The following is a 25,864-nucleotide window of genomic DNA, read 5'->3' as shown; positions in this document are numbered from 1 at the left end:
ATCCAAGGCTATGTTGCAAATTTAAACTCTTTCTCTTAATTAAAATTTGTTAGGATTTTACTCCCACTTCAATTCGTCATCAAATGCTGTCTCTGATTCTTCATTTTCAAACTGTGAAAAATCGAAATCAGGCATCAAATCATTTTTTACATGGTCTACGGCTTCTTGTAAAGCTTCCACAAATTTGCCGAAGTCCTCTTTGTACAAGAAAATTTTGTGTTTTTCAAATGTAAAAGAATCCTGGTTGTTTCTCCTTTTGCTCTCTGTGATTGTTAAATAATAATCATTGGATCTGGTAGCCTTCACATCGAAAAAGTATGTCCTTTTTCCCGCCTTTACCCTTTTGGAGAAAATCTCATCTCGCTCATTACCTCTGTTATCTTCCACTGTATGAAGTATTTTTTTGTAGTTTGACTTTAAATCAGCTGCCAAGATAATTCAAATAGAAAAAAAAAATCAAAAACTTTTCAATATTTTTTCAAACAAATACATAAAAAACTTGTTGCTCAGCCTCAAAATCAATCGCTTCATCCTCAAAAAAAATAAAAATGAGGGCTAACAATAGCCCTCATATATGCTTATTCGCCGTGCATTTTTACTTTTTTGGCCAGTAACTCCTCTTCTGTTTCTCTATGATCAGGGTCATCCACGCAACAGTCCACAGGACAAACAGCTGCACATTGAGGTTCTTCATGGAAACCAGTGCATTCTGTACATTTGTCAGTGACAATGTAGTAAAATTCATCTGACACAGGAGTCTGCTTTTCATGAGCATCTACTACTGTACCGTCAGGAAGCGTAACTTCTGTGAGGTTTGTGCCTCCTGCCCATGTCCATTCAATACCTCCCTCATAAATTGCCGTATTCGGGCACTCTGGTTCGCATGCACCGCAGTTGATGCATTCGTCAGTTATCATTATAGCCATATACTTCTCAATTATAATTCCTAAACAAAAGTAAGAAGCATAGGTTCAAACTTGCAAAAAAAACTTGTCATGCTAAGTAATTTAAATTCGTTCTATCCAATGCACATCAATTCAATTGGTATCTTTGCGGCTGATTTGAAGAAGCACATGACTATTGAAAATAAAATTGAAGCCTTTAGTGCCCTAGGTCAGTTGATCCGGAATTCAGTAGAAGATTCGTCTTTTGAGGAACTCGCTAGACAAATTCAAAATTCTAACAGTTGGTTTACAGAGGTGCAAGTTCGCAATGCTTTCAAAGAAATCGGAAGTTATTTGACCAAAGATTCTTTGAGTGAATGGTTGCAAGCTTACTCACTACCTGATACGATCCAGCCAAAAAAGATTGGTATTTTAATGGCGGGTAATGTTCCTGCAGTAGGATTCCATGATTTGCTTTCAGTATTAATGGTGGGGCACGAAGCTTATGTAAAGTTGAGCAGTACTGATGCCATAACTATTCGATGGATTGTCAATGAACTGAATGAAATTGCTCCCGAGTTGGCGGCTAAGGTGCATTTTCAAGATATGCTAAAGGGCATGGACGCCTACATCGCCACAGGGAGTGATAACTCCTCTCGATATTTTGATTACTATTTTGGAAAGTTCCCGCATATCATAAGAAAAAATAGAACCTCTGTGGCGATTTTAAATGGAACAGAAGGACCCGAAGATTTTGAGCAGTTGGGTCAAGATGTTTTCCAATACTACGGATTGGGCTGTAGGAATGTATCTAAATTGTTTGTGCCCACTCGTGAAACCCTCCAATCCTTTTTACATGGTATAGAGCCCTTTGCCAGCGTAAGGGATCATCACAAATACTTCAATAATTATGAATACAATAAATCTATTCTATTGGTAAATAAGGAAGAGCACTTGGATAATGGGTTTTTAATAGTGCGAGAGAGTACAGAATTAGTTTCACCCATTAGTATGCTCTACTATGAGGTCTACGAGGGTCAAAACAATCTTGATCAGCGTTTGAAAGGAATGAAAGATAAAATTCAGGTGATTCTCAGCAAAGATAGTTGGTATCCAGAAAGCCTTTCATTTGGTCAGGCTCAATGTCCAAGTTTATCCGATTATGCCGACAATATAGATACGATAGCCTTTTTAAAGGAGCTTTAAGCTTCGGGGACTCTTTTGGGAAGTTCGAAGTAAAAGGAGCTTCCCTTATTCAATTCACTAGTGATGATAAGTTCACCACCATTTTTCTGGATGTAGTCTTTGACGAGCAGAATACCAAGCCCGGTACCACTTTCATTATTTTTCCCCAAGGTAGTGAAGGACTCTCCATGATTCAGTTTTTTAAGATTTTCCGGGTTGATACCAAGTCCTGTATCTAGGATTTCAACACTAACTTTGCTGTTTTTTTCTTCCAATATAATCCTTACCTGGTCGCCCAATCCTGAAAATTTCACTGCATTACTTACCAGATTTCTTAAAACTAAGTCAATCATATTCCGGTCAGCAAATGCTTTAATATGTTCTTTTTTGTCTACTTTAAGATTGATTCCCTTTTCCAATGCACGATTGATGTATAATTCAAATGTTTGACTAACCAATTCCGAAATGTCAAATTCCCGTTTATCTACATATTCACCTTTCATTTGAGAACTTGTCCATGCAAGTAGATTTTCCATCAAAATAGATACAGAATCTACATTTTTTGCGATGTCAGGTAGAATGTCGAAGAATTCGTCTTTGGTGACGATTCCCTTATTTGTGAGCTTGATCAATTCATTCAGTCCATGAATAGGTCCTTTAAGGTCATGTGAAATAATGGAGAATAATTTATCTTTCAACTTATTAAGTTCCCCTAATTCTTCGGACTGCTTTTGGATTTGACTTTGATTATTTTTGAGAATGCTGATGTCATCAATCAGCAGTAACACGCCCAAATGTTCCCCATGTAGGTCTGTTATAATCGTTGTTTCTGCTTGCAGATGCCCGTTTTTATTATTCTTTTCTAATTCTATGCTTAATTTCTTCTTGGATTTAATTGCATCCACGATAGCTGGATAATCTTCGAGCAATAGCTGACAATCCATCCCAATTTTTCCATCATTTGGTAATTGCAATAGCATTCGTGCGGCTTTATTGATATCAATGAGCCTATTTAATGGGTCAAATACCAAAATTCCTTTGTCAATGACATCCAAAGTTTTATCCCTGGCAATAGGTTTGAGATCAAATAAATCAAACTTTAATAAGCCGATTCCAATTACGATGTAAACTGACAGGAAACCATAAGGTGTCAAGTCCAAATGGTCAAAAGGTCTCCATCCAAATAAATAAAAAATATTGATAAGCCATGGCAATATTCCAGCGGCTATGAGTAAGTTGATTTGTTTTCGATAGATCTTTTCTGCTCCCTTGAAACTCAAGAATAGCCAATAATTTCCTAGGAATAGATAGATATAAAAGACAGCAGTATGAATATAATACCAAGGTCCAGCGGTAATGTCAAGTAAGGGGAACGGACCTGAATCATCCAAAATTGTAGACTTGTAATGAAGCTGATGAAAGTCATTAATGAGTACCATCAGAAACGTAATCAGTGGTAATGAAAAGACCAGATAAAAAAATCGTTTTCTTTGCCAAGCTTCCCTGTTTGAATAATTGATACAAAACCATAACCATGCTCCTGGCGCAAGAGAAATCCCTACATATTCCAATTTGATCCAAAAGAGCATATCTTCCAATCGGGTACTGGCCAACTCAAAACTATATGCAATCGACCAAAATGAGACTAATAACATGGTTATTGCAAACCATTTGATAGTCGCATCCAGTCTCTTTAAAAGCGCTAAAGAGAGGACTGTCACCAGTAATCCGCTTAGTAAAAGTGTGGCTGAAAAGATATTAAATTCCAATGTAATCAAAGGTTGAATAGTTCGAAAATACGGAATTCTGATTATTTTGGATGGTTATTGTTTTATATTTTGAGAAATTATGGAGAAAATTCAGCATGATTAAACCATTGAGAATTCCTGGGACATTTGAAATTGCACTTATCCTCACACTGATCGTGATTTTCATTGCATGGATTGGCACGATTCCAGAGGATTCCTCAATGCTTAGCTATGGCTTTAATGTCTTAGGTTTTTGGAAAAAAGGTTTCTGGGAGCTTTTGGAGTTTACCATGCAAATGGTGCTTATCCTTATCCTTGGACATGCGCTCGCATTAACAAAGCCAGTAGACAGGTTATTAAATACGTTGATTCAAAAAGTGCGTTCCAATACCTCTGCGGTTTTGACTACAGGGCTGACAGCGATGGCTGCCGGTTATTTCAATTGGGGCTTTGGCTTGATATTAGGCGCTATTTTGGCAGTCAAAATCGCCAATCATTGCAAGCAACAAAGCATCGCTATCAATTATCCTTTGATTGCTGCTTCTGCATATCTCGGTATGATGGTTTGGCATGGGGGATTTTCGGGTTCAGCTACACTTAAAGTTGCAGAGGAAGGACATTTTTTAGCACCCACCATTGGTGTACTGCCCATCTCTAAGACTGTTTTTTCCTCGTTCAATCTATGGACAAATGCGCTTTTGCTTTTGGTGATGACTGTTGTCTTGTTTGTTTTATCAAAGAAAAAATCTTCAGTAAGTAAATCCTTTGAAGTGCCTGTTTCTCAAATTCCTTTAAATAGTTTCTCGGATAAAAAAGGCTTGTTTGTAGGTTTAGTGATGTTGTTATTGGCCATGGCTGATTTCTTTACCTCTGGAAAAAAAGGACTAAGTTTTATTGATCTCAACTATATCAATTTTTTGCTTTTTGCCTTAGGATTGGTATTTTATCAAAGCATCAAGGGGTTTGTAGCAGGAGTAACAGTAGCTGTCAAAGGGGCAGTTGACATTATTATACAATTCCCTTTGTATGCAGGTATTTTGGGAGTCTTGAAATATTCTGGATTGTTGGAGCAGCTTTCCTTAGGCCTGATTCAATTAGGAGGGTAGCATTTTTTTCCCTTGCTTACTTTTGTTAGTGCAGCCTTGTTTAACCTTTTTGTGCCTTCCGGAGGGGGACAATGGGCTATTCAGGGACCAATTATTATGAATGCGGTACAGGAATTATCATTAGAACCAGCTTCCATGGTGATGGTATTTGCTTTTGGAGATCAAGTCAGTAATATGTTGCAACCATTTTGGGCTTTGCCATTACTATCGTTGACAGGGCTTCCAGTCAAAGAACTTTTCAAATACACGGGGATCTTTTTTATTTGTGGTTTTTTAGTCTTTGGGCTAAGTATTTGGCTTAGCTTGTAGAGAGTGTATATAAATTAGCAGGCTTCTAGCTATTTGTCTTCCGATTTTGCCCTTATTTTTTATCTTTGCAAACGATTTTAAAATAAACCATTTAACATAAATACAATTTCCTAATGGCGTTTGATATAGAAATGATCAAAGCGGTATACGAGAAGTTCCCTTCCCGTATTGAGGCCGCACGCAAGGCAGTGGGTAGACCATTGACTTTGACGGAGAAAATATTATACGCACACCTTTCCGAGGGTGCTGCTACTCAGAGCTATGATAGAGGAGTTTCCTATGTGGACTTTCAACCAGACAGAGTAGCTATGCAAGATGCAACTGCTCAGATGGCATTGTTACAGTTTATGCAAGCCGGGAGAAGTAAAGTAGCCGTTCCTTCCACAGTACATTGTGATCATTTGATTCAAGCTGAAATTGGAGCAACTGCTGATTTGACTAAAGCAAAAGATAAAAATAAAGAGGTATACGATTTTCTTGCCTCTGTTTCTAATAAATACGGTATTGGCTTCTGGAAACCAGGTGCGGGTATCATCCACCAAGTAGTTCTTGAAAACTATGCATTCCCTGGAGGTATGATGATCGGTACAGATTCCCATACGCCAAATGCCGGTGGACTAGGAATGATTGCTATCGGTGTCGGTGGAGCTGATGCTTGCGATGTGATGGCAGGTCTTCCTTGGGAGCTTAAATTCCCTAAATTAATTGGTGTTCGTTTGACTGGAAAATTATCTGGTTGGACTTCTGCCAAAGACGTTATTCTGAAAGTCGCTGGAATCTTGACTGTGAAAGGTGGTACCGGTGCAGTAGTTGAATATTTCGGTGACGGAGCACGTTCCCTTTCTGCTACAGGTAAAGGCACTATTTGTAACATGGGTGCAGAAATTGGTGCTACGACTTCTATTTTTGGATATGATGAGAAATCTGAAGCTTACTTGAGAGGTACAGACCGAAACGATATCGCAGATTTAGCAAATGCAGTTAAAGAGCATTTGACTGGAGACGAAGAAGTTTATGCAAATCCTGAGAAGTATTTCGATCAGGTAATCGATATCAACCTTTCTGAGTTGGAGCCACATATCAATGGACCTTTTACTCCAGATTTGGCTTGGCCTTTATCTAAGTTTGCTGCTGCTGTTAAAGAAAATGGATGGCCTGCGAAATTGGAAGTAGGTTTGATTGGTTCTTGTACTAACTCCTCTTATGAAGATATATCTAGAGCAGCATCTCTTGCTAAGCAGGCAGTAGATAAAAAGTTGGTTGCTAAATCTGAGTTCACCATCACCCCAGGATCTGAACAAGTTCGCTTCACTGTCGAAAGAGATGGCTTCTTGGATGTATTTGGCAATATGGGTGGTGTGGTATTAGCGAATGCCTGCGGTCCTTGTATCGGTCAGTGGGCTAGACATGGTGCCGATAAGCAGGAGAAAAACTCCATCATCACTTCCTTCAACAGAAACTTTGCAAAAAGAGCAGATGGTAACCCCAATACCCACGCCTTTGTAGCTTCTCCTGAAATCGTTACAGCCTTGGCCATTGCGGGTGATTTGACCTTTAATCCTGCGACTGATACCTTAACAAATGAAGATGGTCAACAAGTGAAATTGGATGAGCCTGCTGGTTTGGAAATGCCTACTCAGGGCTTTGCTGTAGAGGATGCAGGTTATCAAGCTCCTGCAGAAGATGGTTCTTCTGTGGATGTGATTGTAGATCCTAAATCTGAGCGTTTGCAATTATTGGCTCCTTTTAAGCCTTGGGAAGGTACAGATTTAACAGGATTGAAATTATTGATTAAAGCCAAAGGAAAGTGTACAACAGACCATATTTCAATGGCAGGTCCGTGGTTGAGATTCAGAGGTCACTTGGATAACATCTCCAATAACATGTTGATCGGTGCTGTCAATGCATACAATGGTGAGACCAACAAGGTGAAAAATCAGTTGACTGGAGCCTATGGTGAAGTGCCTGCGGTACAGCGTCATTACAAAGCAGAAGGCATTGGAACAATCGTCGTTGGTGATGAAAACTATGGTGAAGGTTCTTCCCGAGAGCATGCCGCAATGGAGCCAAGATTCTTAGGTGTTCGTGCCATCTTGGTAAAATCTTTCGCACGAATCCATGAAACCAACCTGAAAAAGCAAGGGATGTTGGCTTTGACATTTGCCAACCCTGCGGATTATGATTTGATCCAAGAGGACGATGCTATCGACATCTTAGGCTTGACTGAATTTGCTCCTGGCAAGCCATTGACTGTGAAATTGACGCACAAGGATGGCTCTACAGATGAAATTACTGTAAACCATACTTACAATCAAGGTCAGATCGGTTGGTTCAAAGCAGGTTCTGCATTGAATCTAATTAAAGAAGGTGTCTAAGAAATCTATTTGAAAATAAATTAAAGACCAGTCATTTGTTGACTGGTCTTTTTTTTGGACATTTAAGGACAATCAAAGCTTACTTACTTATAGTTTATTGGTTAATTGCATGAAATTTAGCTGGTTAGCAGTTTTTTCTATAGTTTTTCTTTGTATTTCACCGATACATGGCTTTGCACAATCTGTTGAATCGGATGAACGAGCCCTTCTTTATGTGGATGATGGAATCAGTTTTTCGAAAGACTCCTTGTTTTTAATGAATCTACGGTTCAGAATGCAAAACAGGGCAGGCTTTAACACCTTAGGAGGGGACGATTTTGAAATCAATGATTTTGAAATGAGGGTCAGAAGACTTCGATTGCGCTTAGATGGGTATGTGATGAACCCTCGATTTCAATACTATATTCAATTGGCTTTTTCTCGGGCGGATTTAGACTTAGAGGCTGGGTTTATAGCTCAGCCATTACGTGACGCAATACTTTATTATGTGGTCAATGATAAATTTTATATTGGTTTTGGACAATCGAAGCTGCCAGGAAATAGACAGCGTGTGATTAGTTCGGGCAATTTACAGTTTGCGGACCGTTCTATTGCTAACGGAATCTTCACCCTGGATCGTGATTTCGGATTTTTTGGTTATTATACAGAGACTTTTCCCAATCAATCCATTCTTCAACTAAAAACAGCTATAACTTCTGGAGATGGTAGAAATGCAATAGCCATTAATAATGGATTAGCTTACACAGGAAGGATTGAATACCTCCCATTGGGAAAGTTCACGAATAAAGGGGATTACTCTGAAGGGGATTTAGAATTTGAGCCAAGGCCTAAATTTTCTATTGCCTTGACTTATTCCATGAATCAAAAAGCTGTAAGAACAGGTGGGCAGCTTGGTCCGCAACTGTTTGACGAGCGTGATATGAATACATTGATTATTGATGGGGTCTATAAACATTTGGGTTGGGCAGTCAGTGGAGAATATTTAAAGCGGACTGCGATTAACCCCATAACAGAAAATGAGACAGGTGATATTCGGTATATCGTAGTAGGAGATGGTATGAATCTACAAATAAGTAGAATGGTCTCCAGAAAATCGGAATTGGCTGTGAGATATTCCAATGTTTTACCTTCTGAGATTATTAGGGACTTGCAGCAAAGGACCGATACAGCACTCATGGGATATACCTATTACATGAATGGTCATAGGATAAAAATTCAGGCAAATATTGGGTATAAATGGTTAGAAGGATTTTCTAAATTTGATAATACAGGAAATTCTTGGACAGGAATGTTCCAAGTGGAGTTTGGAATTTAAAATTTTAACAACAAAAAATTTGGTGTAAAAAACAAAAAAATGTATGTTTAATGCCTGATACAGTATTTGTATTTAATTGCCCAATTCGATAGATTTACCCATTAGATTTTAAAAGCTTTCATGAAAGAAAGAGGTATCAATAATACGTTCAAGAAAATAATTTTTGAGTCAACCGAAATGGTATTTTTGGCCGATGATACCTATCCCTACAATATATTCTACAACAATCAGATCTTTGAAGATCTTGTTGGACAATTTTTGGATGAGCGGAGTTTAGTTGGCTTAGGATTGGATATCAACAGCTACCTATTCAATGAGGAGCTTATTCTCCGTTTTATGGGAGTAGACTATACGTTCAATCTCGAATTACCACAGGAAAATGGATCTAATTATTTCCTTTTTTATAAAGGTAAGGAGATGAGAGGGCAGGGGCTTCCTACCAAAAAGGAAGCACATTATTTTTTTAGAAACAGTATGGATTTAGTTGCCATAGGTCAGGAAAATTACCTGACGTGGATAAGTAACTCGGTCAAATCGATATTGGGATATGCCGCAGATGAAGTTATTAACATCGAGTTGTGTGAATTTTTCCACAAAGATGATGTAGAGTTTGTTAAATCCTTGGTATTTGATGTCAAAGATGATCGGAAAAATACCCAATTCACAGCTAGAATCCTCAATGCATATGAGGAATACCGATGGATGGAATTTAATATCCATTTTATAGTTGGTAAGTTTTATGCAGTGGGAAGGGATGTGACAGATAATAAAAAACTGCTAGCAGAGAAAGAAAGTAATAATAGGATTTTTAAATCTGGGGAGGCACTTGCTGGGATCGGTTTTTGGGAACATTTATTGTTTGATAAGAAATGGATCATTTCTCCTGAATTTCATAAGCTCACAGGAATACCCGATAGCACAGAGATGAGCTTTGATTTACTCATCAATCGTTGTGTTTCTCATTTCCGCCCAACCTTACAGGCTGCTTTTGCGAATTTGGTCAATGATGGAAAGGGGTTTGATTTAGAGGTGCAATTGACCAAAGACCAAACTCAAACTTCTTGGGTACGATTAATTGGACAGGCTGTGTTGCAAGAAGGTAAGCCTGTGAAAGTTTTTGGGAGCATCCAAGATATTTCTACATACAAATTTCAAATAGATGAAATTTCGTTGTTCAAAAACTTAATGGATGCAGGTCCCGACTTTTTATTGGTTTCTGATTTAAGTGGGCAAGTAATTTTTGCAAACCAACGGGTAAGAAATTTACTTAACCTTCAGTCTACCAAAAAATACCACATTTGGGATGTAGAGCAGATATTTGAAAATAATGAAATTTGGGAAGGCCACCTCAATCAAATCACACTCGATGGCCCCAAAAATTATACAGGTTTTTATTTATTGCCAGGAGGCTCCACCATGGAGTTGGATATACATTCCTCCATTGTACATGTCAAAGGGAAGAATTACCTGATCTCCCAAGCTCGGGATATATCCGATAAAATGATTGTATCCAAAAGTTCAGGACAATCTGTGGAGGTGCTCAAACATTTAACCGAGCAAATTCCTGGAGCCTTGTATCAGTTTACGGTGGATACAGAAGGGGAGATGAAGTTTAATTATGTAAGTTCAGGCATCAGAGATTTGCTGGATTTACCAGATGAGGATTTTTCTGAGTTTAATGACATTGGTAAAGTTATCAGTCTCGTATATTCCGAGGACTTACCCAAAGTCTTGACAAGTACCGTTTCTTCTGCCCGTAAGCTTTCTCCATGGTCCTGTAAGTTTCGGGTAAAAACTGCTGGAGAAATGAATTACAAGTGGGTTTTGGGAAGTGCCAAGCCTATTCAGTTGGAAACAGGAGATGTGGTATGGTATGGGTATCTGAATGATGTTACCTCTCAGATGAGTTTTGAAGACCATTTGAAAAAAGCTAAGGAAGAGGCTCTTAAAGCAAGTAAAGTCAAATCTGAATTCCTTTCTATTGTCAGTCATGAATTGCGAACCCCTCTGAATGCGATATCAGGTTCAGTATATTCCTTGATGCAAGACGATCATACTCAAGGTCAGGCTTCCGCCTTTCAAACCATCAATTTTGCTGTGGATAGCTTAATGTCCATGATCAATGATTTGTTGGATTTCCAGAAAATTGAGGTAGGCAAGCTAACACTGGAAAAAACCAGTGTGAACTTAAGTGAGTTGTTGGCCCAAATTATCAATAGCTTGGAGCATCATGCCAAAGAAACTCAAAACCAATTGAGTTGGACCGCAGATTTTGATGTTAATGTAGATGTTAGAACAGATAAAGTTCGATTGACGCAAGTGCTTAATAATCTACTAACCAATGCGCTGAAATTTACTGATAAAGGCCAAGTTGAACTCAATCTATTGTTGAAAGAAAATAAAGCTGAAAAGATAAAGGTCTACTTTGAGGTAAAAGATACGGGTATTGGTATTGCCAAGGAGAATATTGCAAGACTATTTAGCGAATATGATCAAATACAGCAGTCCTACAGCAAAAAATATGGGGGTACTGGTTTGGGTTTATCCATTACAAAAAAACTGTTGAATCTGATGGATTCAGATATTAACGTGATGTCTGAATTAGGGACAGGTTCTACCTTTTATTTTGAGTTGGAATTCGATAAAGTTTATAAGGAAGCCACGCCAACCCCAAAAGCAACTACGACAGAAACAGCAGTTGTTAAAAAGGTTATTGTAGCTCAAACACCAGTAGAAGAAAAACCTGTGATCAGTGGCTTGGATAAGCTAAGAAAGCCGGTGGATATCAATCAGGTGAAGCTATTGATGGCTGAGGATAATGATGTCAATGCCTTGGTGTTGGGTAAAATACTCAAGAAATGGGGCATGAACTACAAGCGGGTCAATAATGGTAAGGAAGCTGTAGAGGCTGTGAAAAATGAACTATTTGATTGTGTGCTGATGGATATTCAAATGCCTATTATGAATGGTTTCGATGCGACTCAGAAAATCAAAGAATTTTCGTCCGTTCCTGTACTAGCCCTTTCTGCGGCAGACAAGTTGGAATATCTGGACAAAATGGAAGAGATAGGTTTTGAAGGTTATGTATCAAAACCTATCGATGCATCTGAGCTTTTGAAGAAAATCAAAGAAGTCTTAATGATTTCTCAATTATAAGGCTTCTGTAAGCTGGTAATATTTCTCTACTAGCTCTAACTCAGGAAATTTTTCATATAAATCGCGAAGGTATTGCATAGCCAATGCCTTTTCGCCTTTGTAGTAGTAGTAGATACCTTTGTTTCTAAGGGCGAAATTGTTTCGAGGTTCTTGCTTAATGCTCTGATTGATATCCTTTAATCCTTCATCCAAATACCCCAGGTATACTTTAAATAGGCCTCTGTTATTGTAGAAATAGGGGTTTCTCGGGTCTAGTTCCAAGGCTCTTTCCACAAAATTTAATGCTTGGGTATATTCCTCTCGTTCGAAAGCAACCATCCCTTGTAGGTTGTATATATTTGCTTCTTGTGGATTGATGGCTATTGCTTTGGTCAGTAAGCTTTCTGCTTCTTCCAATCTTTTCAAATAATACAATATAGTAGCTTTATTGGTAATCAAATCCACATTATCGGGCTGAAGGGCCAAACCAGTATCAAAAGCTGCTAACGCTTCATCATTTTGTTTGAGCTTTTCTGCAACCAAACCAGATAAAAAGAAGCTTTTCCATTCCTCAGGGAATTTACTGACGAGATTGTTAGCATCTGCTTGGGCTTTGTAAAATTCTCCGTTGTCAACATAGGCAAGACCTCGTTGGAAAAGCAATTCGAAGTCGTCAGGATTATATTGAAGAGCCAAAGTGAAATCTTGAATAGCCTGATCCAATCTATTCAAACGCTGGTACATCAACCCCCTATTATATAAAGCGTCTTTGTAGGTTGGATCGATGCCTAAAGCCTCTGTATAAAACTTAATGGCACCAGTTAAATCATTGTCTTTAACCTTTTCATTCCCTTTCAATAAAAACCTTCCTTTTCTGCTATCATCGTCGTCACATGCGGTCAATGCACCTAGTATGAGTAAGCAGAATAATAATATGTGCTTTTTCATTCGTTTTCCTCTGATTGTTTAATCTTCTCTTCTCCTAACAGAAAAGCGTATGGTTTTGTGCTATCAGATAGCTCAAATATTTTTCGAAGGATCGCTAGGGTGGGGATAATGATAATCATTCCTGCCACACCCCAAATGGATGCTCCTATGAGTAATCCCAAAAACGTTACAAATGCATTCAAGTTTACATTGCTTCCCACGATTTTGGGTGTCAGAAAGTTACTTTCGATCAATTGAATGACTTGGAAAGAAGCAAATACTGCAATGGGATAAAACAATGTCTCCTTGGTAAGAAATGCAAATGTCATCGGTAAAATTGCTCCTAATAATGGGCCTAAATAGGGGATAACATTCAGAATAGCAGCAAATACAGCAAAGAAAATGGCATGTTTGATTCCTAGACTAAATAAGGCAACACTGTTCAGAATGGCTAAAATACTCATAACTTTCAGCAGTCCTAAGATATAATTTTGAATGAGTTTCCGATTTTCTTTAATCTCAGATTTGACTTGATCAGGATCTTTTGATTGGAATAAATACACAAAAAAATCGGTCAAATGCCCCCTGTACAAAATAAAGAAGAAAATGAAAATTGGTAACAATACAAAGCTGGACAATGAACCCAAGGTACCTAAAATTGCCTGTGCAATATTAGACCCATTGGTTTCGATCAAATCGATCAGGTATTCCTGATCAAATCCATTTTCCAAACCTGTTGCTATACCAAGTTTTTGCTGAACAAATTCATTGAAACTACTCAAATAATCATTCAATTTTTCCCCCACATTCTCCAAGTCTTTGCTAAAACTCACTACTTGTAAGACTGAAAAACTCAGTAAGGCTAGAATTGCGATCAACCCACTAAGCACGGTCAGGATTGTGCTACTTGTTCTTCCCAAACCCCATTTTTCAAATTGCTCACCTACAGGAGTTAAAATAATGGAAAGTAAACCGGCTAAAATAAGTGGAATCAGGATACTTCTCCCAACAATGAGGATAAATATGATGGAGATGATCAACAGTAAGATAGCCAGGCTTTTAATGGAGGTTGGGAATTTCTCAATTTTAGCTTCCATGACTTTTTTTTACAAATTAAGGAATCTCGTTAGGAACTTCTGCCAAATTCAAGAGAATAGTTTGGGTACTATGAAAAAAATCCTTCTATTTGTACCTCATTTAATGAAGCAAAGTGGAAGCAACACGTTCTCGATGGGTCAGGATTTCTTTGGTAGTCAGCGTATTATTGTTGATTATTAAATTTTACGCCTACGTGATTACTGGATCTACGGCGATCTTGACGGATGCCCTGGAGAGTATTGTAAATGTGGTTGCAGCAGGTTTTGCCTCTTACTCCATTTACCTCAGTTCTAGGCCACGTGATGACAATCATCCTTATGGTCACGGAAAAATTGAATTTTTTAGCGCAGGTTTAGAAGGAGCTTTAATTATTATCGCAGGTTTATTTATCATTTACCAATCCATATATAACCTATTTTTTCCTCAAGAGTTAGACAATCTTTTAGAAGGTATTTTGCTCATTGCAGGTAGCGGCATAGTCAATGGTGTGTTGGGGTATACCTTAAGAAAGAAAGGCGAACAAACCAATAGCATTACCTTAATTGCCAATGGGAAGCACTTGTTGACGGATACCTTTACATCATTATTGTTGGTTTTGGGAGTTACTGTATTGTATATAACTAAAATCCTAGCTTTGGACTCCATCATCGCTATTGGTTTTTCTGCCTATATTGTGTATTCTGGGTATGGCTTAGTGAGGAAGTCTGTGGCCGGTCTGATGGACGAAGCTGACCCTGAAGCATTGGAAGCTACTGTGAAAGTTATTAATCAACATAGAAAAGATACTTGGATTGATGTACATAATATGCGTGTGCAGCAATATGGTGGAGATAGACATATTGACCTTCATTTGACATTACCCTATTATTTGGACTTAAAGCAAGTACATGATGAAGTTGAGGAGTTGGAAAATGTTTTAGAGTTGGACTGGCCAGGTGTAGTGGAAGTTTTTGTACATGCGGATCCTTGTATTCCAGAAAAATGCTGCCATTACTGTCAGATAAAAACATGTGAAGTCCGGAAATTTGAAATGGATACAAAAATCGATTGGACTGCTTTAAATATGTCCAAAAATCAAAAACACTACCACGATCTGGTGAAATAATATTTTTTTAGGAGAACTCAGTCCAAAGAATTTTTGGAAAATACTTGACATTGTGCAGAATAGTTCGTACATTCAACAAAAAAACAGCTATGAACGAGGACAGACAATTCAGAGTATTGCTGGCGATATCGTCCGCAGTCTGGTTGATCCTTGTTGGGTTTCTCATTGTGATCTAACAGGATCCCAAGAGTGCAAAAGTTGTTATAATAACAGCTCATGCTTTTCAAATGGATTATGGATTTTAAAAAAGAGATATGTGCATACATATCTTTTTTTTTGTACCCGTATTTTTTTCTGAGTATCCTATTGGATACGGTACAATCTTCTGTTATTTTTGATTCATATCCTATTGATGAATTATAATCTGTCCCAATGAAAAAATCTTTACTAAGTGTATGTGCAATGTTGCTCTCTTGGCTACTTTATGCACAGGAGGTCAATCATGATGCTTTTATCCTAAAAACGCTTGATACCAAGACCGATCAGTTTTCTAAAGTCGCCCGAGAAATCTGGGAAAATCCAGAATTGGGTTATTTAGAGTTTACGAGTTCCAAACTCCTCATAAATGAATTAAAAGCTGCTGGCTTTGCTGTGGAGACGGGTGTGGCAGGTATGCCTACCTCTTTTGTTGCTACTTATGATAGAGGTGGGCCAGTATTAGGTTTTTTGGCAGAGTATGATGCCTTACCGGGATTGTCTCAAGATGCAGTTCCTTTTCGATCTGTATTGGTAGAAGGAGGAAATGGTCACGGTTGTGGACACAATTTATTTGGTACGGCGGTGGTAGCTTCAGGGGTAGCTTTGAAAGAATGGATTGATGCCAACAATATCAAAGCTACGATTAAAATCTTCGGAACACCTGCAGAGGAAGGAGGGGCAGGTAAAGTATATATGGTGCGAGAGGGCTTGTTCAAAAATGTAGATGCCGTCATTAACTGGCACCCAAGTGATCGCAACGCAGCTAATGCATCAACTTGTACGGCGGTGATGCAAGGTTATTTCAAGTTTTATGGACAATCTGCCCATGCCGCCGGCGCTCCACAGCGAGGAAGATCAGCTTTGGATGGTGTAGAAGCCATGAATATGATGGTGAATATGATGCGTGAACATATAGATCAGGAAAGTAGAATACATTATGTGATTACTAATGGTGGATTGGCTGCTAACGTGGTGCCAGACTATGCTGTGGTTGAGTACATGGTGCGTCATCCGGATGTAGTTGAAGTCAAAGATATGTGGGAACGTGTCATCAATGCAGCAGAGGGTGCTGCTTTGGGTACTGGTACCCGTGTGGAAGTTGAAGTAGTAGCAGGGATTTATGGTCTGTTACCAAATGAAACGTTGGCGAAAACCATGCATAAAAACTTAAGTATTGTGGGCGGAGTTGAGTATGATGAGGAAGAGAGGGAATTCGCAGAGAAGATACAGGCTACTTTGAATTTGTCTAAACTTCCATCATTGACAGTTGCCAAAGAAGTTCAGCCCTATCAACTGATACACTTTCCAGCGTCCACCGATGTGGGAGATGTGAGCTATGTGGTACCTACCGTAGGGCTTGGTACGGCTACTTGGGTGCCTGGTACAGCAGCCCATACCTGGCAGGCAGTTGCCGCTGATGGAATGAGCATCGGGTACAAAGGTATGATGGTGGCAGCCAAGACTATGGCGCTTACAGGGAAAGATTTGATTTTGAACCCGTTGTTGATCAAAGAAGCCAAAAAAGAGTTTGATGAGCGCTTAGGTGGTTTGCAATACGAACCATTGATAGGAGATATGGCACCACCTTTGCATTTCAGAAAAGACCAAAATAAGGTTAGATAATATCTGAGTTTTGAAAAAAATAAAAAGAGGATGCTCGTCGGGAGTCATCCTCTTTTTGGTTATATGCCTTTTAAAGGACATGATATTGAATCAGCTTGATTAAATCAATCCAGATCGTTTTAACAAAGCTTCTGGTTTAGGATCTCTGCCTCTAAATCTTCTGTAGAGAATAGATGGGTGCTCACTTCCACCAGCTGACAAAATATTTTTCTTGAAAGAGCTAGCAGTTTCTTTGTCAAAAACGCCTTTTTCCAAAAACAATTCAAATGCATCTGCATCCAAGACCTCTGCCCATTTGTAGCTGTAATAGCCGGCAGCGTAACCACCTTGGAAAATATGCGAAAAGGATGTGCTCATCAAAGTGCCTTCCACAGCTGGTAGCAAACTTGTTTCCTGCATAATTTCTTTCTCAAAAGCTACCACGTCTGTGATACTTGCGGGATCGGTACTATGGTAAGCCATATCCAATAAGCCAAAGCTGATTTGTCTTAAGGTTTGAGTCCCTTGTTGGAAATTGACGGCAGCTTTGATTTTTTCCAATAATTCTTCAGGAATAGCTTCTCCTGTTTCATAATGCTTAGCAAACAAGTCCAAACAGTCTTTTTCGTAACACCAGTTTTCGAAAATCTGGGAAGGGAGCTCTACGAAATCCCAAAATACGGAAGTACCAGATAAGGATTCATACGTTCCATCTGCCAACATTCCGTGCAAGGCATGACCAAATTCATGAAATAAGGTAGTTACTTCATTGAAAGTAAGTAGCGAAGGTTTGGATTTGGTAGGCTTGGTGAAGTTGCAAACAATGGAGACATGCGGACGCTTATTGGCTCCCTGTAGTTTACTCTGTCCTCGATAGCTAGTCATCCATGCCCCGTTTCGCTTGCCTGCTCTTGGGAAGAAATCAGCATAAAATACGCCCACATGATTTCCCTGAAGATCCTGGACTTCATACGTGATTACATCTGTATGATATTTAGGAATATTTGTATTCTCTTTGAACTGTATATCATACAGCTTGGAAGCAGTATGGAATACTCCGTCAATGACATTTTCTAACTTGAAATAAGGACGTAAAAGCTCATCATCTACCGCATATTTTTCCTTTTTGAGTTTCTCCCCATAATAGGCAGTATCCCACTTTTCAAGTTGAGTCAAACCATCTAGTTTTTCTGCAAATGCACGCAATTCTGCTAACTCTTCTATGGCTTTAGGCTTAGATTTGGTAAGAAGATTTCCTAAAAACTCCCGCACATTGTCTGCTGATTTAGCCATGCGCTCCTCTAAAACAAAATCGGCATAGGTTTCATAACCAAGCAGCTGAGAACGCTTATGTTTGAGAGTAAGCATGCGTTGGATATGTTCCTTATTGTCCAATTCATCCCCTTTGCAGCCTTTGGTATTGTATGCAAGGAATAGTTTCTTCCGTAATGCTCTATTCTCTGCATAGGTCATGAAAGGGATGTAGCTAGGGAAAGCAAGCGTAAATGCCCATTTCCCGGCATGTCCTTTTTCTTCTGCTGTTTGAGCTGCTGCTTCTTTGATTGCATCAGGTAGTCCTTTGAGGTCCTCTTCCTGCTCCACGAGCATCACAAACTTATTGGTTTCTGCCAGTACATTTTCCCCAAACTTGAGACTCAATTGAGCCAATTCCTGATCAATTGCACGCAATTGCTCTTTTTCCCCATCATTGAGCAAGGCGCCATTACGGACAAAGCCCTTGTAGGTTTTTTCCAGCAGCGTCAATTGCTCGGGAGTAAGATTTAGGTTTGCTCTATTTTTAAAAATCGGTTCAATCTTCATAAAAAGCTCAGCATCTAATAAAATGTCATTGCTATGAGCTGTCAATAGAGGGGAAATCTCCCTTGCCAATGCTTGAATTTCATCATTGGTTTCTGCAGAATTCAGGTTATAAAATATCCCTGCGATAATGCCCAAGCGCTCGCCAGCCTTATCCAAAGCTTCGATGGTATTTGAAAAATCGGGGGAACTAACGGACTTAATTACATTGATTTCTGCTTTAGCCTGTTGGATAGCTTCTTGGATGGCGGGTAGAAAATGCTCATTTTTAACTAGATGAAAAGGTGCTGTCTCAAATGGCGTGTCAAATTTTTCCAATAATGGGTTCATATACTTTTTATTTTCTCAGGTCAATGATTAAGTTTTTGAAGGGAATGGCCAACAAAAAAGCTACTTCCCTTTTGCTTCCCTGAGGTAACAAAAAGGAAGTAGCTATTTGTTCAGCTGCATGGGTTTATTTCAATACCTGAACGCTGATTTCGGTTGGCTTATCCGAGTGATGATATACACGATGAGTTGCCTTGATGAAATCTGTATCATTCGCTTTGAAAATGTTTTCAACGTATTTCTGAGGATTTCTATCGATCAAAGGAAACCAAGTACTCTGGATCTGAATTTGTATTTTATGTCCTTTTTTAAAGGTGTGCAATACATCCTGCAATTGTAGCGGAACTTCCGTTAGCTGATTTGGGATAAATGGTTTTGGATCAGAAAAACTCTCCCGATATCTTCCTCGAATAACTTCCGATCGAACCATCATGTGATAGTTGCTTAAATGGGTGCCTTGTTGTACGAATTCATGGTCAGGGGTGTCATGTGGGAATACATCCACCAGCTTGACAATCCAATCTGCATCTGTTTCTGTGGTGGACACTTGGAGCTTTGCGAAAATCTCACCAGCTAAAGTGATGTCTTCTGTCAATACACCTGTTTCGAATACCAATACATCAGGTCTTCTGGCAGCAAAGCGCTGATCATCGGCCATGTATTTGCGTGGAGTAAAGTTGAATTTGATGTCAGGGCTGTGGGGCACGGGCTTAGCGGGGTCAGAAATAAATTCAGAAACTTCATTTCCTGTTGGTTTTTGCGTAGAAAGTGCACCGTTAGCATGTGGGAAATAAGGGGTTGTTACCGCTTCCTTCGGAGGCCAGGTATCAAACTTTTTCCATTCTTTGGATCCTGTATCGAAGAGGTAAGCTTCTGGTAAGCCGGTTTTTCCGTCTCCTGTACCTTTTAGGAAATGATCGAAGAAGACAGCCTCAACTTCATTTTGATACCAAATATTTATATCATCTCCGAAGTAGATATTAGATACCTTTTGTGGACCACTTACTCTTGCCCAATCTCCGTGTGACCAAGGACCCATGACTAATGTATTGTAAGCGTTAGGTGTATTTTTCTCAATTGTTTTGTAAATATTCAATGGGCCATACAAGTCCTCAGCGTCAAACCAACCCCCAACAGTCATGACAGCAGGTTTGGTGTCTTTCAGGTGAGGGAGTAGGTTTCTTTTTTGCCAAAACTCATTGTAATCAGGATTTTCTTTCAATTCGGTCCAAAAAAAGTTGTCTTCATCATAGTATTTATCTGCATTTTTCAAGGAGCCCATATCCAAGAAAAACTGATAAGCATCCTTAGTTCCAGTGTTGATCATTTGGTACCAGGGTTTGTCCGTAGGGCCGTCATGCTGATAACCGAATACAGCAGTAGCTACCCAATAACTGAGGAAATAAGCACCATTGTGATGAAAATCATCGAAGTAGAAATCTGCGATTGGGGCTTGTGGGGATACTGCTTTCAAGGCCGGGTGCGCAAAGGGGAGGGCTGCGGCTGAATAAAAGCCTGGATAGGAAATTCCCCACATACCCACTCTTTTATTGCTGTTTGAAAGATTTTTTAGGAGCCATTCAATGGTGTCAAAGGTGTCAGTACTTTCATCAATTTCTTTGCTGTTTTTCTTGCGTTCCGGAAGCGTTGGACGCATATTGTCATACGTGCCTTCTGACATCCATCTTCCTCTCACATCCTGATAGACGAAAATATAGCCATCTTTCATGAGCTTTTCCGAAGGGCCTAAACTCCTTTTCAAATTTCCTTCACCGTAGGGACCGGAATTGTAGGGTGTTCTACTCATCATGATGGGGTAATTTTTCGAAGCATCTTTAGGACTATATACTACCGTATGTAACTTCACACCATCTCTCATGGGAATTTGAAATTCCTGCTTGGTGTAATTTTCTTCTACGTAATTGGATTGCTGTGCCTGAACTGTCCACTGAGACAGGCCAATAAAGCAAATGATTAAAAGGGACTTCAATAGTTTCATAAGCATCAATTTGGATACTTAAATCTATTACAAATCTTAGTCAATACCATCATGAAATCTAGGAGCGGTCTATTCCGTTGCTTATTAGCGGTAAGCGAGGATATAAAAAACTAACCATCCCAAAAATAGCAATACATATCCTGTGCCCACTATCATAAGTGAAGCCTTCCAGTCTTTTTTTAAGATAGCAGTAATACCTATGGTAAGGCTGAGCACATATACCAATTCAAATAAGTTGAGTGCTTGGAGGGGGTAAATGTAGGCTTTGGAGACTTGGTCATGATCCATCAGGCTTAAGATGGATAGGGGGTAAAGGTCCCTCATTTCTGCTAGAGACCAATGCTCGGGGAAAAGAATCAAGGCAAACAGTTTAAGAATTTCCGGCACGATAAAAATCACTTCCGCCAGTAAGACCAAACTCCAAATTCTATTAAAAGATATTTTATAACCCCAGGCAAAAGAGCCCATCCATAAGAGGAATGTTGTCAGTAAAAATTTCCAAAGGAGTGAAAAAGGTGTCCATAAGTAATTCAGTGTATTGAAGATATGGAAATAGGTAAATGTGCCTTCTTTTTCCAACGATTCATACCCTGGGATACTTTTCAAAATCAAATCATTGGTCACAAAGCGAATCACCACATAAAAAACTGTTAAAATCAAAAAAAATACCTTCCGATTGAAATCTAATTGCTCGTCTATTCGTTGGAGGATTGGTGAGGTATTCATGGGGTTTGGAGAAATTAAATCTTGTTAAAACTAAATTAAAATTTGGATTACCTACTAATTTTGCGTCAAATTTAAAATAAGTATGCAGTACAGCAGGATTTTGCTAACGATTCTTTTTACAGGCTTCATGGGGTTATTGCTGGCCCAAAATGCTCCATTGGATGATGTGGGGGAGCCAGAATCAACTTATCTTTTGCTGGACAAGGGTTTACAATTCCGGATTACGGAGAATGTAAATGCTTTATATAATTATGATTTTGAAAAAGCGGAGAGAGGATTTGCCGTCATGCAATACCAATATCCTGATCACCCACTACCTTATTTTTTACAAGGATTGGCTACTTGGTGGAAGATTGCTCCCGATATAGAAAACAAGTCTTTTGATAATCGCTTCCTCAAGCAGATGGATACGGTCATAGAAAAAGCGAAAAAGCTGCTCGATGAAGATCCTGATAATAAGGAGGCAGCATTCTTTTTAGCAGGAGCATATGGTTTTCAAGGGAGATTGCTTTCGGAGCGAAAAAGTTGGACCAAGGCAACCTTTGCAGGAAAAAATGCTTTGAAATACTTAAATATGAGTAAAGGAGAGGAGGAGTTAAACCCTGAATTGCTCTTAGGTGATGCTCTTTTTAATTATTTTTCTGTTTGGATACCTGAAAATTACCCGATTCTAAAGCCTGTGGTGGCTTTATTTCCCAAAGGTAATAAAGAATTAGGATTGAAACAGTTGGAAGACGTGGCTCAAAATGCATTTTATGCACGGGTGGAGGCACAATATTTTTTATTTAGATTGTATGGGTCCGAGGAAAAGCAACCTTATAAGGCTTTGGCCATCACGGATTATTTGCATGAAAAATTCCCTAATAATCCATACTTCCATCGCTCCTATGCACGACATCTGTATACAGTGGGAAGAATTACAGAGGCTAAGGATCAATCTTTGGAGATTTTAAGAAGAATTGATGATAAATGGACGGGGTATGAATCCAACAGTGGGAGGTACGCTGCTTTCTATATCGCACAGTTTTATGACCGCGTCAATGATAAACCCAATGCCAAAAAATATTATTTAAAAACACTTTCCTATGGTGAGGAATCAGAGAGTCAGGAAAGTGGTTACTATTTATATGCTTTGATTGCTTTAGGCAAGATGGAAAATGAGGCGAAAAATAAAGCTAAAGCGAAAGAATATTTCAATAAAGTAAAGAAATACGCCAAGCGTAAACACCCAGCTCACAAGGAAGCGAGAGAATATATCAAAAAGAATAAACTTTGATTAGAAGTTTACGTATAGGGTAGGATGAATTCAGGAGATTATTTGATAAATACCGCTCATTGAATGGTTGTATTCAAAATTCTTTCATGAATCAGATAAATTAACTAAGAATATTTCGTCAGGTGCAGCGTTTTTTATGTGCCTGCGTTTTAAAATAAAATAAAATTATATTAACTTTGCACAACATAAAATTTTGAAAAATCTGAAATTATGGATAACAGTGTTCGAGTGAAATTTGACAAAATTGATAGGGCTATCCTTGAAATACTTCAGGCAAATGCCAAAATAACCAACGCCCAATTATCTAAAGACATCGGTCTTTCTCCAGCTCCTACTTTGGAGCGTGTGAAGAAACTAGAGCAATCCGGAATCATCAAAAGTTATCATGCTACACTCGATCCAGAGAAAATTGGCCTTGGTGTTAGTACATTCGTATTGGTTTCTTTGATTGGTCACAACAAAGGAAACATCGATGCTTTCATGAAGGAGATCAATGAAATTCAGGAGGTAATCGAGTGTCACCATATCACGGGTACAGGTGATTTTATCTTGAAAATTATTGCTAAAGATATCACAGCCTATCAAAAATTGATGTTGGAGAAAGTTTCTGAAATCAAAGAAGTAGACTCCATGCAATCTATGGTAATCCTTTCCACATTCAAGGATTCCAAAGTATTGCCTATTCCAATGTAATAATAGCATTCAAATGTATTGAAGGGTGGCTCGTTCCACCCTTTTTTGTTCGTATGAAAAATCCATGGACTACACTTTCCAAACGTTCCATTTATAAGAATGCCTGGATTGATGTCTCCGAACATCAGGTAATTAATCCATCAGGTAAACCGGGTATTTATGGCAAGGTTTCTTTTCTAAATAAAGCAATAGGGATTATTCCTGTGGACGAAGAACTCAATACCTGGCTCGTAGGTCAGTATCGTTATACTTTAGATGAGTATAGCTGGGAGATACCCATGGGGGGAGGTTTATTGGAAGAAGATATTTTAGCAAATGCCAAGCGGGAACTGAAAGAAGAAACTGGCTTGGTAGCTGACCGATGGACAGAAATTATGCGAATTCACACCTCTAATTCCGTTACGGATGAAGAAGGCTTTGTGTTTTTGGCACAAAATCTTACCCTTGGTGCTACTGATTTTGATGAAACCGAACAACTGGAACTTTGGAAGTTACCTTTGAAGGAAGCTATACAATTGGTCATGGAGGGTAAAATAACTGATGCAATTTCCATTGCCGGCCTGCTGAAAGTCGGTAAACTTTTGGATATTTGAGCTTTCATTGAAAGCATATGTTTGGCGGAAATTTTAAAAATCACTTTCAGAGTACCTTCACCTTAGCTTATCCTGTTATGCTCAGTCAATTAGGACAGGTATTGGTTGGGGTGGCTGATAGTATGATGGTGGGAAGGCTGGGTGCAGTGCCTTTGGCTGCTGCATCTTTGGCCAATAGTATATTTTTTGTGGTTTTGATGTTTGGTATTGGCGTTTCTATGGCAATTACACCATTGGTCGCGATGGCTGATGGAAGCAAGCGATCAAAGAGGATGGCCCGACTATTTAATCATGGCTTTCTGCTGAATATGGGTGTGGGACTGATGCTGTTTTTATTGATTGTTTTGGCTTCTCCAATGTTGAAATACATGAATCAGCCAGAAGAAGTGGTGCAGTTGGCCATTCCATATTTGGCGATCATTACCCTATCTTTGATTCCTTTCATGTTTTTTCAGACCTTCAAGCAGTTTGCAGAGGGCTTATCACAGACTAAACAGGCTATGTACATTACCATTGTTTGTAATGGAATCAACGTTTTTCTCAACTGGGTATTGATTTTTGGTAATTTAGGTTTCCCTGCGATGGGTCTAAATGGTGCGGGGATTGCTACCTTGATTTCTCGCGTACTGATGGGGCTAGTCATGGCTTACTATGTCATGAAATCCAAGCGCTACCAAAATTTCAATCTATCCTTCCGGATAAAAAACCTAAGTTTCCCCATGCTTTCCAAAATGTTGAAAATAGGAGTTCCAACGGGATTTCAGTTTATTTTCGAAGTGGGGGCATTCAGTACTGCTGCTATCATGATGGGATGGATAGGGGTCAATGCCCTAGCTGCACATCAGATTGCTATTAATCTCGCTTCTATCAGTTATATGATGGCTTCTGGGCTATCTGCTGCCGCTATGGTGAAAGTAGGCAATCAGTTAGGAAAAAAAGATATTAAATCCTTAAGGGAAGCTGGTTTTACGGTTTTTGCCATGGTTGCTATGTTTATGAGTATATCGGCAGTGATTTTTATAATTGGGAAAAATTTCCTCCCTTCTTTGTATATAGAAGATGCTGCCGTTATTCAATTGAGTGCAAGCCTATTGATTGTAGCCGCTTTTTTCCAACTATCGGATGGTATTCAGGTAGTAGGTTTAGGGGCTTTGCGAGGAATGGCAGATGTGAAAGTTCCTACGATTGTAACGCTAATTGCGTATTGGGTGATAGGATTACCGGTTGGATATGTATTGGCCTTCTATGCAGGTCTAAATGAGTTGGGGATTTGGTATGGCTTGCTTATCGGACTTACCGTAACGGGCATAATGCTGCTGTATAGATTCCATTCGCTTAGTGCCAAGTTGCTCAAAGGGAAAGTGCTACAAGCTAATTAATGGAAAGCTGATTTTTTAATTGGACAAAAATCTATATTTTCAAGAAAAATCATTAACCCTAGAGTG

18 protein-coding genes and 1 pseudogene are annotated in these 25,864 nt (G+C 39.0%); 11 read left to right on the top strand and 8 right to left on the bottom strand.

What is annotated here, in order from left to right; genetic code table 11:
* Positions 1–57: 57 nt before the first annotated feature.
* Entirely contained in the window at positions 58–387 is a 330-nt protein-coding gene (locus ACXIUD_RS13845) for a DUF3276 family protein (RefSeq protein WP_458053236.1), read from the bottom strand.
* Between the two features lie 191 nt (positions 388–578).
* The gene (locus ACXIUD_RS13840; RefSeq protein WP_458053235.1) at positions 579–926 is read right to left on the bottom strand and encodes a 4Fe-4S binding protein; all 348 of its coding nucleotides are present in this window, start codon (positions 924–926) and stop codon (positions 579–581) included.
* A 99-nt stretch (positions 927–1,025) separates the two neighbouring features.
* On the opposite strand from ACXIUD_RS13840, the gene ACXIUD_RS13835 reads away from it, so the two are divergent.
* Positions 1,026–2,090, top strand: coding sequence for an acyl-CoA reductase (locus ACXIUD_RS13835; RefSeq protein ID WP_458053234.1), 1,065 nt, complete (start codon positions 1,026–1,028; stop codon positions 2,088–2,090).
* On the opposite strand, the gene ACXIUD_RS13830 is transcribed toward ACXIUD_RS13835, so the two are convergent.
* The gene (locus tag ACXIUD_RS13830; protein WP_458053233.1) at positions 2,087–3,838 is read right to left on the bottom strand and encodes a histidine kinase N-terminal 7TM domain-containing protein; all 1,752 of its coding nucleotides are present in this window, start codon (positions 3,836–3,838) and stop codon (positions 2,087–2,089) included. The genes ACXIUD_RS13835 and ACXIUD_RS13830 overlap by 4 nt on opposite strands.
* A 50-nt stretch (positions 3,839–3,888) precedes the next feature.
* Between ACXIUD_RS13830 and ACXIUD_RS13825 the strand changes: the two are divergent.
* The 4 genes and pseudogenes from ACXIUD_RS13825 to ACXIUD_RS13810 all read left to right on the top strand — a co-directional run bounded on the left by ACXIUD_RS13825 (position 3,889) and on the right by ACXIUD_RS13810 (position 12,078).
* A pseudogene (locus ACXIUD_RS13825) lies at positions 3,889–5,232 on the top strand (TIGR00366 family protein).
* Between the two features lie 113 nt (positions 5,233–5,345).
* Positions 5,346–7,607, top strand: coding sequence for an aconitate hydratase (locus ACXIUD_RS13820; protein WP_458053232.1), 2,262 nt, complete (start codon positions 5,346–5,348; stop codon positions 7,605–7,607).
* 109 nt (positions 7,608–7,716) lie between these two features.
* Positions 7,717–8,922 carry a porin gene (locus ACXIUD_RS13815; RefSeq protein WP_458053231.1) on the top strand — a complete coding sequence of 402 codons (1,206 nt, stop codon included), beginning with the start codon at positions 7,717–7,719 and terminating at the stop codon, positions 8,920–8,922.
* A 120-nt stretch (positions 8,923–9,042) separates the two neighbouring features.
* The gene (locus ACXIUD_RS13810) at positions 9,043–12,078 is read left to right on the top strand and encodes an ATP-binding protein (protein ID WP_458053230.1); all 3,036 of its coding nucleotides are present in this window, start codon (positions 9,043–9,045) and stop codon (positions 12,076–12,078) included.
* On the opposite strand, the gene ACXIUD_RS13805 is transcribed toward ACXIUD_RS13810, so the two are convergent.
* Together ACXIUD_RS13805 and ACXIUD_RS13800 are read right to left on the bottom strand one after the other, a co-directional pair.
* Positions 12,073–13,005 carry a tetratricopeptide repeat protein gene (locus tag ACXIUD_RS13805; protein WP_458053229.1) on the bottom strand — a complete coding sequence of 311 codons (933 nt, stop codon included), beginning with the start codon at positions 13,003–13,005 and terminating at the stop codon, positions 12,073–12,075. The two genes, ACXIUD_RS13810 and ACXIUD_RS13805, sit on opposite strands and share 6 nt — an antisense overlap.
* Entirely contained in the window at positions 13,002–14,081 is a 1,080-nt protein-coding gene (locus ACXIUD_RS13800) for an AI-2E family transporter (protein WP_458053228.1), read from the bottom strand. Before ACXIUD_RS13800 ends, ACXIUD_RS13805 begins: the two co-directional genes overlap by 4 nt.
* Before the next feature lie 113 nt (positions 14,082–14,194).
* On the opposite strand from ACXIUD_RS13800, the gene ACXIUD_RS13795 reads away from it, so the two are divergent.
* Both ACXIUD_RS13795 and ACXIUD_RS13790 read left to right on the top strand, forming a co-directional pair.
* Positions 14,195–15,187 (top strand): cation diffusion facilitator family transporter, encoded by a 993-nt coding sequence (locus ACXIUD_RS13795; protein ID WP_458053227.1) that lies wholly within the window; start codon positions 14,195–14,197, stop codon positions 15,185–15,187.
* A gap of 372 nt (positions 15,188–15,559) precedes the next feature.
* Complete coding sequence (locus ACXIUD_RS13790; RefSeq protein WP_458053226.1) at positions 15,560–17,008, top strand: amidohydrolase; 1,449 nt, start codon at positions 15,560–15,562, stop codon at positions 17,006–17,008.
* Positions 17,009–17,107: 99 nt separating this feature from the next.
* Here the strand turns inward: ACXIUD_RS13790 and ACXIUD_RS13785 are convergent, their stop codons facing one another.
* The 3 genes from ACXIUD_RS13785 to ACXIUD_RS13775 form a co-directional block, all read right to left on the bottom strand.
* Complete coding sequence (locus tag ACXIUD_RS13785; protein WP_458053225.1) at positions 17,108–19,135, bottom strand: M3 family metallopeptidase; 2,028 nt, start codon at positions 19,133–19,135, stop codon at positions 17,108–17,110.
* A 124-nt stretch (positions 19,136–19,259) separates the two neighbouring features.
* Complete coding sequence (locus ACXIUD_RS13780) at positions 19,260–21,131, bottom strand: CocE/NonD family hydrolase (RefSeq protein WP_458053224.1); 1,872 nt, start codon at positions 21,129–21,131, stop codon at positions 19,260–19,262.
* A gap of 84 nt (positions 21,132–21,215) precedes the next feature.
* On the bottom strand, positions 21,216–21,857 hold the full coding sequence (locus ACXIUD_RS13775) for a sulfate ABC transporter permease (RefSeq protein ID WP_458053223.1): 642 nt from the start codon (positions 21,855–21,857) through the stop codon (positions 21,216–21,218).
* Between the two features lie 127 nt (positions 21,858–21,984).
* On the opposite strand from ACXIUD_RS13775, the gene ACXIUD_RS13770 reads away from it, so the two are divergent.
* The 4 genes from ACXIUD_RS13770 to ACXIUD_RS13755 all read left to right on the top strand — a co-directional run bounded on the left by ACXIUD_RS13770 (position 21,985) and on the right by ACXIUD_RS13755 (position 25,798).
* Positions 21,985–23,133 (top strand): tetratricopeptide repeat protein, encoded by a 1,149-nt coding sequence (locus ACXIUD_RS13770; protein ID WP_458053252.1) that lies wholly within the window; start codon positions 21,985–21,987, stop codon positions 23,131–23,133.
* A gap of 210 nt (positions 23,134–23,343) precedes the next feature.
* Positions 23,344–23,826 (top strand): Lrp/AsnC family transcriptional regulator, encoded by a 483-nt coding sequence (locus ACXIUD_RS13765; protein ID WP_458053222.1) that lies wholly within the window; start codon positions 23,344–23,346, stop codon positions 23,824–23,826.
* Positions 23,827–23,879: 53 nt separating this feature from the next.
* Positions 23,880–24,419, top strand: a complete 540-nt coding sequence (locus ACXIUD_RS13760; RefSeq protein ID WP_458053221.1) for an NUDIX domain-containing protein — start codon at positions 23,880–23,882, stop codon at positions 24,417–24,419.
* A gap of 17 nt (positions 24,420–24,436) precedes the next feature.
* Positions 24,437–25,798, top strand: coding sequence for an MATE family efflux transporter (locus tag ACXIUD_RS13755; RefSeq protein ID WP_458053220.1), 1,362 nt, complete (start codon positions 24,437–24,439; stop codon positions 25,796–25,798).
* Positions 25,799–25,864: the final 66 nt, after the last annotated feature.

Source organism: Mongoliitalea sp. (assembly GCF_054166905.1).
Note: the sequence above shows the minus strand (reverse complement) of the source record. Positions and strands in the feature narration are given on the sequence as shown.